Source organism: Xenorhabdus thuongxuanensis (assembly GCF_001908095.1).
GTDB classification, from domain to species: domain Bacteria; phylum Pseudomonadota; class Gammaproteobacteria; order Enterobacterales; family Enterobacteriaceae; genus Xenorhabdus; species Xenorhabdus thuongxuanensis.
The window spans coordinates 37,877-51,474 of record NZ_MKGR01000016.1 but is presented as its reverse complement, the minus strand read 5'-3'; the positions used below and the strand labels follow the sequence as shown (position 1 = coordinate 51,474).

Genomic DNA, 13,598 nt, shown 5'->3' with positions numbered 1-13,598 from the left:
CCTACATTTATCCAATTATTTACCGAAAAAAACTCATCATAATTTCGGCTAATTCTATATTGATGCCCCGTCAACATCTGGATTGACGGAGTACCATCGGTACAATTCAATCAGTTTCCACTAGTCACAACTTTTATCACTGCACAGGTATTGCCACTACAGTTGAATGTTAACTGTGGACGTCCACCATAATCATTGACATAGGTCAGTACTGGTGTATTACCTAATGAGTTAGCGGTGCCTCCAAGTTTCTCACTACTTCTGGGTGCCAACATGAGAGGCTTAAATGCCTCTACGCTTTCACCGTTCACCTTGTTAGAGGCTTCTGAAATAGTGACATAATAAGGTGTTGGGTTATTCACCACATATTGATTGCCTTCGCGGGTTAAGGTAAGTTTTTCCTGCCAGGGATTATCAAGATCAATACGCCGTGCAATCACAGATTCCGGACGATAGAATAGCTTGACGCGTGTTTGCAAAGCGATTTGTAACACATTGGATTTTTCACTACGTGGTGGGATTTCACGTATGTTGAAATAGAACAGACTTTCCCGATCTTGTGGCAATTGGGTTATCGTCGGCAGTGTTTGAATTTTGACCTGGCTCTTTGCTCCAGCTTCAACACGTTGTACTGGAGGAACAACCACAATCGGGCCATTGATCTTATTTCCCTTATCATCTTCAATCCATGCCTGTGCCAAATAAGGCAAATCAAGATGCTGATTTTCAATGTTCAAGCTGACGGATTTTGTATTGCCATTAAAAATCACGCGAGTACGATCTAACGCTATCGCTGCCGTTGCCTGATGAATTGGCATCAAGCAACTTACCGTCATAGCGGTTATCATTAGAATATTTTTCAGTTTCATAGTGTCATTTGCTCAAGCTCAAAAGAGACTCATGTTTATATTTGCTGTACTAGCTAATCGCCGTATTTTTCAAATCAAACAAACATAATACCTTATTAAATAACGATTTTTCAGATAGTTTCATTACAATTTACTTACCATCGTCTGTTAAGAACTGGCAAGGTAGCAAAAGTGAAGTTAAAGACTCTGACGTCATTTCATCTGGCACTGTAATCTCGCACTGAGCTTGTCCATCCCAATGCACTTGCAGTTTTTCCCCCTGATTTATTCCACTCAGATAGGCATATCCATCATCACTGACAATCCCTATTTCACGCTGAGCAGAATTCAAGACAGAAGCACCAAAAGGTGGGAATGAACCGTCAGGTAACCGGATGACTGTCATTGCTTTACTTCCTGATATCACTTGGAATTTACGATAACCAATCGCGCCTTCCGTTAATGTTGCCTGCTGAACAGAACGCAGTGCCTCTACATCATCAGGTAAGTTATCTAAGTCAATATTTGCTCTGTTGCGATAGTAGTTATTCACATCGGCCAGCACAGCTTTACCAAAGTAGTTGGTATGTACCGCTGAACCAAATCCTCGAATAGGCACATTGCTAACCCCTTCTGTATCTACCATTAAGCGAGTTGCGCCAGGCATATTAGTACGGTGCAGTGCAGCCCCTTTTGCCGTTACAGTTATCCCACCTTGCAGGCCAAGGGCTGCCGTAGTATTGCCACCATCCCGATAACTGGCACTGGCAGTGAGTAATGTCTGATCACCATAATGGTTGTAATATCCATCAACTGATGCCCTACCACCGACACTCGTACCCATTGAAATACGATAGTTATTGCGGTCATCAATACGATCAAAATAACCCACTGTATGTGCATTGCCCTGACGATTAACCAACCCGTTGTAGCTGACAGTGCCACTTTCTCCCCACGGAATGGAAAGATTCAGATACATGCCATCATCTTTTTTATTGTCAAAATTGTTACGATAGGCTGATAGATTGACGCTGATATTTTTATAACGCCCAATATCAAAATATTTGGATAAGGAAATGTTATAGCGATCGTTTGTTGGCCGATTCCAGTAAGTTTGATGGCTATAGTTAAGGTAGGCATTTAAACCAATATCTGTAAATTGTTTGTTGAAGGTAATGGTATACATCTCCTTACCGCTATTGGAAGAAACGTTGCGATAGCGGCGATCGATATACTGTCCCATATTCATGAAATTACGCTCAGAGAAACGATATCCAGCAAACGTCACCTGACTGTTATATTGATCAAAACGTTTCGAATAACTAAGACGATAAGATCCACCTGTCAGGGTTTTGTTTTCTCCCGGTAATCTTGCCCTCGATTCCGTCATATCAAGCGACAATGCACCAAACATCATCAAATCACGGCCGATCCCCAATGATAAGGCGTTATAATCTCCCGCAGCTAAAAGACCACCATACAGCGACCAACCGTTGTTAATTCCCCACGAGAATTCACCCAGGCCGAACGCAGGCCCTTCACGACGATGCTTATCATTAGTGGATTGACCACCAACAAATTTATATTGTACTCGTCCAGGGCGGGTCAGATAAGGAATAGTCGCAGTATTAACCTGAAACTCTTGCACACCACCGTCTTGCTCTTCGACTCTGACATCCAGTGTTCCAACTACCGCATCACTCAGATCCTGAATACGGAATGGACCGGAAGCAACCTGAGTTTCATACAACACTCTCCCCTGTTGCCTAACTGTCACCTTGGCATTAGTCCGTGCTACACCTGTGACTTCAGGCGCATATCCACGTAAATTCGGTGGCAACATATTTTCATCAGTCACTAAACTGACACCCGTATAGCGGAAACTATCGAAGATGCTGGAATTGAGGTAATCCTCACCCAATGTCAACTTCGCTTCCAAACGAGGGATCGCACGATACACATAGTAACGACTCCAATCCCAATCACGTTCTCTCCCCCCAGAAGAACTCAATTTATCACCCCCCTGGTTTTTGAAACGGTTATATTTGGCCTGCCAATCAGCCCGAAAACGCCACTCCCCGACATTCATACCCGCTGTTCCAATAGCACTTATCTGTTGGCTACTATTACCGTGAACGGGTTTAGAGGTTTGTGCGTTAACGTTATAATCAAACAGTAATCCAGGTATTCCATTATCCCAACGAGAAGGAGGATCCCAATCTGGTAAGTCATATTCCAAGTAAATTTTAGGTATGATTAAATAAAGCTTATAAGTAGCGAGATCACCTCTGGCTGATGTACCTGGCAATGTAGTGAGATCAAGGCATTTACCTTCATTCTGCCAACCTAATTTTTCTACCCACTGTTGTTTCAGTGCGATTTGTTTCACCAATTCAGGGGATATACAGGCTTCACTATCTGTTGGCTCATCAGGCGGTGCAATGAAATCGATGGAATAGGTATCCTGGAGTTCATGCTGATTCATCCGGACACTCATCATATAATTGCCCGGCATGATATAACCAGCACGTGCAAATTTATCCAAATCAATATTGGCACGTTCATTGACATCCAGTGCACCAATATTGAATTCAACTGATGGCTTGGAATGAGTAACCTGAATGCCAGATAATGCAAACAGTATAAGAGCAAAAAGAGGATTAATTCCGAATAGCAGGTGTTCTGTTTTTATTTTATTAGCTATTCTTTTTTGATTAATCACATTATTTCTATTACCGTTTGTCTTTTTATTACTGATTATTTTTCTATTATTAGATAAAAAATCATGACTCATAGAATCTGAAAACAAAGCCATAGCATCCTCTGAACAATGAATCGTTAATCATCCAGTTTGAAATTAGCCGCTGTCAGACATGATCAAGTCTGTAAGCGCACAGGAGTTCTTACCTCATACATGGCGTCATTAAAGTTCATCGATCTAAATTGAGGAGCCTGACCGATACTGAGGTTGCAGAGATAGCCACATGTCCTGCCTAGCTGTAATATGTTACGTTCTCTGTTTGTGCTTCACTGATTGAATAAATAAAAAAGGGTATTTCAATTTACCTCTATAGGGATAGCTTTGTTAATGACACAATCTGCTTACTCAAGCATTAATAATATTGATTTACATCAATAAAACAGATCTTGTTACAGACTATTGTAGTCATACCTTACTTACATGTTATATCCCAGAAATACCCTAAATATATTATCAGGAAAGTCAAGGCTAACAATTAAAGTGAATTTCCTGATATTCAAATAATAAAAATTATCAGATAGCTTGCAATATTATAGGTAGTTTAAGGTAAAGTTTGCGATAGCAGTGAAATCACCTGGTTTCACTTCTCCGGTGCCTTTACCGTCTTCTCCTACTACTGTCAGACCTTTCAGATATGCTGCGAAGTTCAGATCATTGTTGCCTTCATGTAGGGACATTGCGCCTGACTCTGTACCCAAAGGAATAACGTCATTGCCGTGGTTAGTGATTGCGATCGCTGCACCTTGTGCTGTACCTTCAATAGCCAGCAAACCTTTCTCACTAGCTTCTGCACCAGTAAAGGTAGTTTTCACGCCATTTTTAGTCTCAGCAGTACAACCTTCTAATTCAATTTTGAAAGGCTTGGAAGCTGAACGGCCACCATCTTTCAAAACGTGACTGGAAACAGCACCCATATCAACTTCGACATTGGTGTGTTTGATTGAGCAAGGTGCATCAATGATGGAACCTCTGAATTTAACTGTACCACTACCTTGGTTAGTAGCACTTGCAGCGCCAGCAGCTAAAGCCGCACCAAAACCTACAACTATCGCTAATTTGTTCAGTTTCATAATTTTACTTATTCCTTTAATAAAAAAGTAGATATTAATAACCAAAGGGAAGCCGAAGCACAGAAATTAATTTCTGACACTTAGGCAAATGATTATTTAGTTTTTTGACATAGATCATAACCTGTCAAAATAAACCAAACCGGCAATATCATTCTACATAATAAACCCTAAGTCAAATTTCAGTCGATAAAACTGCTTATGCTTCTTAACATCATATGAAATATGAATTTTTGCAAAAAAGTACGCATAATGAGTAGGATATTTTACTAATTATTTTTTAATTTTGGATTATTCCCCTAAGTTATATCGAGCAATGTTTAGTAATTTAGTATCTTAATTGGCGTTGTTTTATTGTTCTACTTTATCTACCAAAAAGGGGTTTTTATTTTATTATCCTGATATAACCATAACATTTAGTTTTTATTATCATGATTATCTGGATAGTTAATATAAAAACAGAATATTTATCTAAATAATATGATTATCAATTGAAAATATTTCCTAAAAAACCATTAAAGTTATATTAACTGTATTGTTTTTATTGACTTTCCAATCAAATTAGAAAAAGAGAAAACACCAATTAAATAAACGACTAAAGACTATTCTTAATAATAGACATAAATTGGTATATAATTTATAAACAAAAAGCCCTTTCCAATAACGGAAAGGGCTTATAATTTTTTAATAAAATGCTAAAACTATTGACGCTTTTTTAATTATCACCCAGCAAAATGGATTCAAGCGCAATCTCGATCATGTCATTAAATGTATTTTGCCGCTCTTCAGCAGTGGTTTGTTCACCAGTACGGATATGGTCAGACACAGTACAAATCGCCAACGCTTTTGCACCAAATTCAGCAGCAACGCCGTAAATACCCGCGGCCTCCATTTCAACACCCAAGATGCCATATTTTTCCATCACATCGAACATTTGAGGGTCTGGCGTATAAAACAGATCAACAGAGAAGATATTGCCGACACGCGTGTTGATATTCTTCGCCTTCGCTGCATCAACTGCATTACGAACCAGATCAAAGTCAGCAATAGCAGCAAAGTCGTGATCTTTAAAACGCAGGCGGTTTACTTTGGAATCAGTACATGCCCCCATACCGATCACAACATCACGGATTTTAACGTCTTCGCTAACCGCACCACAGGAACCGATACGAATGATTTTTTTAACACCAAATTCAGTGATCAGCTCTTTGGCATAGATAGAGCAAGATGGGATGCCCATTCCATGGCCCATGACCGAAATGCGACGACCTTTATAAGTACCGGTGAAACCCAGCATACCGCGGACATCGTTAACCTGACGAGCATCTTCCAAGAAAGTTTCCGCAATGTATTTTGCACGCAGTGGATCACCAGGCATCAAAACAACATCAGCAAAATCGCCCATCTCAGCATTAATATGTGGGGTAGCCATAAATTTATTTCCTTGTTTTTATTACATATCAAAATAGATGAAAATAGGGAGCCCCTGAGGTCTCCGCCAAAAATTAAAACATCGGTTTACCGTAATCCATTGGCGTCAGATCGAAGTATTTTGCTACTGTCTGACCCATATCGGCGAACGTTTCACGATGTCCTAGTGAACCTGGTTTAACTTTAGGTCCATAAACCAGAACAGGGACATGTTCACGGGTATGATCTGTTCCTGCCCAAGTTGGGTCACAACCATGGTCAGCGGTCAAAATCAGAATGTCATCTTCTTTAACCAATTTCAGCATTTCTGGCAGACGACGGTCGAACAATTCCAGCGCTGCTGCGTAACCGGCGACATCACGGCGGTGACCATAGGAAGAGTCAAAATCAACAAAGTTGGTAAATACGATGGTGTTATCTCCCGCCTGCTCCATTTCAATTAGCGAAGCATCAAACAGGGCATCAATTCCTGTCGCCTTGACCTTTTTGGTGATCCCTACATTCGCGTAGATATCTGCAATTTTACCAATGGAAACCACTTCCCCCTGCTTTTCATCAAGTAGTTTTTTCAGGACAGTTGGGGCTGGTGGCTCAACGGCCAAATCATGACGGTTGCCAGTACGCTGGAAATTCCCTGCTTTATCCCCCACAAATGGACGGGCAATAACGCGGCCAATGTTATATTCACCAATATTCAACTCTTCACGAGCGATTTCACACAGCTCATACAGACGATCCAAGCCAAATGTTTCTTCATGGCAAGCAATCTGGAAAACAGAATCTGCAGAGGTATAGAAAATCGGTTTACCGGTTTTCATATGTTCTTCACCCAACTTGTCCAAAATAACGGTACCAGAAGAGTGACAGTTACCCAAATAGCCAGGCAGATTTGCCCGCTCGACCAGTTTATCCAGCAATTCCTGCGGGAAGCTGTTTTCTTCGTCACGGAAATAACCCCAGTCAAACAGAACCGGAACGCCGGCAATTTCCCAATGTCCTGACGGCGTGTCTTTACCAGAAGAAAGTTCGCTCGCGTAACCATAAGCGCCAATAATTTCAGCATCTTTATCCAGACCTATTGGGAACGTTCCACAAGACTCTTCCGCTGCTTTGCCCAATCCCAAACGGCTCAGGTTTGGTAAGTGTAGTGACCCCTTACGGCCAATATCAGCCTCACCACGGGCACATCGCTCTGCAATATGACCCAAAGTATTAGATCCCTTGTCACCAAACTTTTCAGCATCAGCAGTTGCACCGATACCAAAGGAATCCAATACCATGATGAATGTACGTTTCATAATTTTCTCCTGCGTCAATTCACGCTATCAATGCGGAAACTGCCAGCTATTAAAATCAATTTAACTGCTTGTATGATTTATCCACGGATATAACGATAAACCATAGGTGTGGTAGGTTGTGTCTCTCTTTCTTTAAAAACCGTTTCCTTATCCTTAAAAACAAGAGCTTTACGTACTGCTTCTGCGGCTTCATGCCAAGCATGCTCACTATTGGCATGAATTATTGCCAAAGGAGTATCCACGTTCACTTTTGTACCCAGCGCAACGATATCACTCAGCCCCACACTGTAATTAATCGGATCTGTCGCCTTACGACGTCCTCCACCCAATGCAACAACAGACATTCCTAATACACGGGTATCCATTTCTGCAACAATGCAATTTTTCCCCGCTAACATCTGTTCAGCTAATACCTCTCCAGCTAATACTGGCTTGACGAATTCCGCAGTCGGGAGGTAGCGGATATAATTTTCAACAAAATCAGTTGGCCCTTTCTGTGCTGCCACCATGCGCCCAAATGTTTCCGCCGCCCTGCCACTGTCCAGTGCTGCCTGTAGCTTACGGTATGCATCGTCACGATCAATAGCCAAATTACCTGAAACCAGCATTTCAGCAGACAATGCCATGGTGACTTCAAATAACCGAGGGTTACGGTATTCTCCCGTCAAGAATTGGACGGCTTCACGCACTTCCAAAGCATTACCCGCGCTGGATGCCAAAACTTGATTCATATCCGTCAACAGTGCCGTGGTTTTGCACCCCGCACCATTGGCGACTTCAACGATAGCTTCGGCCAATCGTTCCGATTGTTCGTAGGTCGGCATAAATGCCCCAGAACCCACTTTCACATCCATGACCAAAGCATCCAGCCCTTCGGCTAATTTTTTACCCAAGATAGAGGCGGTGATCAAAGGGATAGAATCAACGGTCGCCGTAATATCACGTGTCGCATAAAAGCGTTTATCCGCAGGTGCCAGCGAACTTGTTTGTCCGATAATGGCAATACCTACATCGCGAATAATATCGCGGAAACGGTACTTATCGGGGAAAATATCAAAACCGGGAATGGATTCTAATTTATCCAACGTTCCTCCGGTATGCCCCAAGCCACGTCCCGATATCATCGGCACATATCCCCCGCAAGCTGCCACCATTGGGCCAAGCATCAGGGAAGTGACATCCCCCACACCACCCGTCGAGTGTTTATCGACAATCGGGCCAGGTAAATTCAATTGCTTCCAATTTAAAACCGTACCAGAATCACGTATCGCTAATGTCAATGCGACACGTTCCTCCATCGTCATGTCATGGAAATAGATAGTCATTGCCAATGCAGCAATCTGCCCCTCGGAAACCGTATTATCGCGGATGCCGTTAATAAAGAAGCGGATCTCTTCTTCATTCAATGGATGACCATCACGTTTTTTGCGGATAATTTCCTGTGCCAAAAACAAAGCTACCTCCCAATCATTATTATCTGAAAAGAATGGCAGTAGTAATACACACTATCTTCTCATGTGTACAATCAGTCATTATTGATCTTAATAACCACTACTCTGCTTTTGGCCATGATGTCCAAGAGTAGTCAGCAAACTGCCCAACAAACTGGAAGCACCGAAACGGAAATGACGGGGATCAACCCACCTGTCTCCCATAATACGTTCTGCCAACGTCAAATATTGTGCTGCTTCTTCGCTAGTGCGCACACCGCCTGCCGGTTTAAAGCCAACGCTATCACCTACACCCATATCACGGATCACGCTCAACATAATTTCGGCACTTTCCAGCGTTGCATTGACAGGAACCTTACCGGTTGAGGTTTTGATGAAATCCGCTCCAGCCTTAATTGCAATTTCCGATGCCTTGCGAATCAAAGCTGCTTCTTTTAATTCACCGGTTTCAATAATGACTTTTAGCCAGGCGCCTGATTCAGCACAGACCGTTTTACAGGCTGTGACCAAGTCAAAACCAATCTGCTCATTACCCGCCATCAAGGCACGATAAGGGAACACAACATCCACTTCATCAGCACCATAAGCTATGGCAGCACGAGTTTCAGCCAGTGCAATGTCGATATCATCATTGCCATGCGGGAAGTTAGTCACCGTGGCAATGCGAATATCAGGGGTTCCTTGTTCGCGCAATACCTTACGTGCCACAGGAATAAAACGTGGGTAGATACAGATAGCAGCCGTCTGTCCGGCAGGACTGTTTGCCTGACGACAAAGTGCTGTTACTTTCTCATCCGTATCATCATCATTAAGTGTAGTTAAATCCATCAAACCCAGCGCACGCTGAGCGGCGGCAGTTAAATCGGTCATAAAACTCTCCAACGGTATTATTATCGTCACTGAATCAGACAACAGACTTAAAACAAAAGCAGGTGAGAAATCTCACCTGCATTCAATTTAATATAGACTTCCTGCGTCTTACAACGAGAGGAAGAATCCGGCAATTGTTGCACTCATCAAGTTAGAGAGTGAACCCGCCAATATAGCTTTCAAGCCGAAACGGGCAATGTCACCGCGACGGTTTGGAGCCATACCACCTAAGCCGCCCAGAAGGATCGCGACAGAAGACAAGTTAGCAAAGCCACACAGAGCAAAAGAGATAATTGCTTTAGTATGGTCAGAAAGCACTTGCAGACCCGCAGCCTGAACGACATCATCCGCTTTCAGGTATTCACCAAAGTTCATAAATGCCACGAACTCGTTGACAACTAATTTCTGCCCTATGAAAGAACCCGCGATTGTTGCTTCATGCCACGGAATACCAATCAGATAGGCGATTGGTGCAAAGACCCAACCCAAAATCAGTTCCATAGATAATTGAGGATAATCAAACCAGCCACCGATACCACCTAAGATACCGTTTAGCAAAGCAATCAATGCAGTGAATGCCAACAGCATTGCACCGACATTCAGGGCTAGCTGCATACCGGATGCTGCACCCGATGCCGCGGCATCAATCACATTTGCAGGACGCTCTTCCGCCGTAATCAACGATGCTACATCAGCCGTATCGTGGGTTTTTTCCGTTTCCGGCACCATCAATTTCGCAAACAATAAACCACCTGGTGCTGCCATAAATGAAGCCGCAATCAGGTATTCCAATGGAACACCCATAGATGCATAGCCCGCCAGTACGGAGCCAGCAACAGAAGCCAAGCCACCACACATCACGGCGAACAGCTCAGACTGAGTCATGGTCGCGATATAAGGGCGCACAACCAGAGGAGCTTCAGTATGACCCACGAAAATATTCGCCGTTGCAGACAAAGATTCAGTCCGTGATGTTCCCAGTAATTTCTGCAATCCACCACCCAATACTTTAATGATAATCTGCATAATGCCCATGTAATACAACACCGCAATCAGTGATGAGAAGAAAACAATCACTGGCAGGACACGCAAGGCAAAGACAAAACCACCACTGCCGAACACTTCAAACATTTTGTCGGAAACCAGACCGCCAAAAATAAAATCTGTCCCTTTTTGTCCATATCCAATCACGTTGGAAACGCCTGCGGACATTCCCTCCAGAACGTCTTTACCGGCTGGTACGTAAAGTACAAATGCCCCCATGCCAACCTGAATCAGAAAGGCGCCTAGGACAGTGCGGATTTTAATGGCTCGATAATTACTGGAAAAAAGTACTGCGATAAAAACCAGCACTACCATCCCGATCAGGCTCATAAGGAGTTGCATTGGAAGAATCCCTGTTCACTGAATAAATAATAAGAAAATATGTCAGTTATTCGATAAATTCCTACTGACATTGTGTGCGAGCCGATTATACCTAGGACTAAAAAGGAACAAGCAACTAACATCACAAATTAATACTGCAAAAAGTAATATAAAAATTCAAAATGAGATATATGTCACATAAAGCCATCTAGTTTTGGTGGGATTAGATAATTTAACGGAGAAAAAGGTGAAACACAGGATAAATAGGCAAGGAATATCAGTTAAACATTATTAATATGTTATAAGTCAACTCAATGCAAATAGAGCCATACTATTTTGGTAAATTTGATTGGCAATTTCATCTGACGGCTCTCGACGCAACTCACACAATACGGAGAAAATCTGTGCAACTCTTTCTGGTCGATTTGGCTGCCCCTGAAACCCTGATAAAGGCATATCAGGCGCATCTGTTTCCAACACCAAAGATGACAGGGGCAATTGTGAAATGGTATTACGTGTCTTTTGCGCCCTGTCATAGGTAATTGTTCCGCCGACACCAATGTAAAACCCCAGACGAATAAAGACTTGAGCCTGGGATAAACTCCCTGCAAAACCATGAATAACCCCTGCTCGTGGTAATTTGTACTTTCTCAAGATTGCCGCCAAGTGATCATGGCTTTTTCTGGAATGGAGGATCACAGGTAGATCATATTGTTTAGCAAGTTTTAGCTGTGCTTCTAACATGCTTTTCTGCTTTTCAAACTGCGGATCTGGCATATAGAGGTCAAGGCCAATTTCACCTACTGCCACACATTTGACCTCTTTTTCCTGTAGTTTTTGCTCCAACTCATCCAAATGCACCTCTTGGTGTTCAGCAATATAGAGTGGATGTAAACCAAATGCGGCATAAATCGAAGAATAAGCCTCAGCCAACGCAGAAACTCTCTGGAAGTTCATTTGACTTACCGTGGGAACGATAATTTTTTCCACGCCCATTTGTCTGGCTTGTTGCAGACTCGCTATTTCATCACCAGCAAAAGGGGGAAAATCAAAATGGCAATGTGTATCAATAAACATTTAATTATCCGAGTTATCCATCATAAGCGTCCCTGTTGTTTGCATATGTTCCAACACATCAGGCGCAGGAGACTCCACTGGCGGGCAATGATTGCCGCTGTTCAGGAAATGGTTTCGCCGAAAACAGTGGTGGTCAGAACTTAACCCCGTACGGCATACTCCATAGCTATTACGTTCTGCATCCCCAAATTTTCCTTCAACAAAAGTATGCCCAATCGTTGCCAGAAAATATCGTCCGCAACGCCGTCCCAAATGATAATCCTGATTTAACGCACTGAGCCGACTGCCCAAAGCCATCGTAGCCAATGGTGCTGGTGGATAGATTTCAAATATTTGCACATCATCCGGTGGGTTTTCGATAAATTTCTGTGTTCGGCGGTAACTCTGTGCATGAAGGTTTAGCATCTTGACCATTTTTTGCAAGCTACTGGCCTCTAACCAGCGCTCTATGCGTTTGAACCACTGGGGCGTATAGTAAAGCTGTGAAGGCACTGTGCGAATCACGACTATAGTATCCGCCCCTCGGCGATAGGCCTCCTGCACTGGGATCGCATCACAAATGCCACCATCTTGATAAACTACATCACCAAGAGTAACGCCATTACGATAAAACCCCGGAATAGCGCTTGAGGCTTTGACAATATCCATCCAACTTTTGTCATCTGGATGCAAGTAACTTGGCTCAAAATTATCCGATCGGCAAGCACACATGTAGAATTCACGTCCAGCATCAAACTGACGCATTGCGACAGAAAGATTGAGTGGTAACTGATCAGATATGGTATCAACATACCAATCTAAATCGATCAAATGCCCACCGCGTACAAAGCGCAATGGATTAAAAAAAGCGGGGTCGGTTGTATAACGGTTGATTACCTTGCGTGCATATCCCCTCTGGCCACAAATATAAGCAGAAAGGTTTTGCGCTCCCGCAGATGTCCCAAGGAACAGCTCAAACGGATTAAAATCAAGACGGAGAAATTCATCCAAAACACCGGCGGTAAAAATACCTCGCTGACCACCACCTTCACAAACGAGTGCAATTTTCCCTGGTTTGATCTGTGACTTATAAGCTAAAGGTTCGATATTACCCAATGTTATTGAAATATGTTTCCCCACTCTTTTCTCCCTCTGAAAGCCGCTGAATATCTATCAGTATATCGTTGCTTGAACAACTTGCTTGTAACATTTTTATAAAAAGTGAAAAACAAAGCATCAATAGTTAAATTGATACAAGTGATATGAGAATAGCAAGTTATCGGAATGCCGCCGGAGAATAACATTCCTATGAATAATTTCGTAACTTGACAAAATATTATTTGAGGAAAAGAAATCAGAACCACCCGCATAGCGGGTGGTTTGCTCTAGCCCTATAAGGGCATGTTACCGACTGCGCCTAAATGACGCGGCTTTCTCTTCGTTCAAGCTAA

At 42.7% G+C, this 13,598-nt stretch carries 10 protein-coding genes; all 10 read right to left on the bottom strand.

Annotated elements, in window-relative coordinates; genetic code table 11:
- Positions 1-110 precede the first annotated feature (110 nt).
- Positions 111-869 carry a fimbria/pilus periplasmic chaperone gene (locus Xentx_RS11635; protein WP_074020397.1) on the bottom strand — a complete coding sequence of 253 codons (759 nt, stop codon included), beginning with the start codon at positions 867-869 and terminating at the stop codon, positions 111-113.
- Between the two features lie 130 nt (positions 870-999).
- Complete coding sequence (locus Xentx_RS11630; protein WP_083600951.1) at positions 1,000-3,642, bottom strand: outer membrane usher protein; 2,643 nt, start codon at positions 3,640-3,642, stop codon at positions 1,000-1,002.
- 497 nt (positions 3,643-4,139) lie between these two features.
- The gene (locus Xentx_RS11625; RefSeq protein ID WP_074020395.1) at positions 4,140-4,679 is read right to left on the bottom strand and encodes a fimbrial protein; all 540 of its coding nucleotides are present in this window, start codon (positions 4,677-4,679) and stop codon (positions 4,140-4,142) included.
- A gap of 712 nt (positions 4,680-5,391) precedes the next feature.
- On the bottom strand, positions 5,392-6,108 hold the full coding sequence (gene deoD / locus Xentx_RS11620; RefSeq protein WP_074020394.1) for a purine-nucleoside phosphorylase: 717 nt from the start codon (positions 6,106-6,108) through the stop codon (positions 5,392-5,394).
- A gap of 73 nt (positions 6,109-6,181) precedes the next feature.
- Positions 6,182-7,405 (bottom strand): phosphopentomutase, encoded by a 1,224-nt coding sequence (deoB, locus tag Xentx_RS11615; protein WP_074020393.1) that lies wholly within the window; start codon positions 7,403-7,405, stop codon positions 6,182-6,184.
- Positions 7,406-7,482: 77 nt separating this feature from the next.
- Positions 7,483-8,859, bottom strand: coding sequence for a thymidine phosphorylase (deoA, locus tag Xentx_RS11610; RefSeq protein WP_074020392.1), 1,377 nt, complete (start codon positions 8,857-8,859; stop codon positions 7,483-7,485).
- 87 nt (positions 8,860-8,946) lie between these two features.
- Entirely contained in the window at positions 8,947-9,726 is a 780-nt protein-coding gene (deoC, locus tag Xentx_RS11605) for a deoxyribose-phosphate aldolase (RefSeq protein WP_074020391.1), read from the bottom strand.
- Between the two features lie 108 nt (positions 9,727-9,834).
- A complete protein-coding gene (locus Xentx_RS11600; protein WP_208607578.1) occupies positions 9,835-11,100 on the bottom strand; it encodes a NupC/NupG family nucleoside CNT transporter in 1,266 nt (421 codons plus the stop codon).
- Positions 11,101-11,397: 297 nt separating this feature from the next.
- Positions 11,398-12,168: a TatD family hydrolase gene (locus Xentx_RS11595; protein ID WP_074020389.1), complete on the bottom strand. Its 771-nt coding sequence runs from the start codon at positions 12,166-12,168 to the stop codon at positions 11,398-11,400.
- Positions 12,169-13,287 (bottom strand): patatin-like phospholipase family protein, encoded by a 1,119-nt coding sequence (locus Xentx_RS11590; protein ID WP_074020388.1) that lies wholly within the window; start codon positions 13,285-13,287, stop codon positions 12,169-12,171. It lies immediately after the preceding gene.
- Between the last annotated feature and the right edge of the window lie 311 nt (positions 13,288-13,598).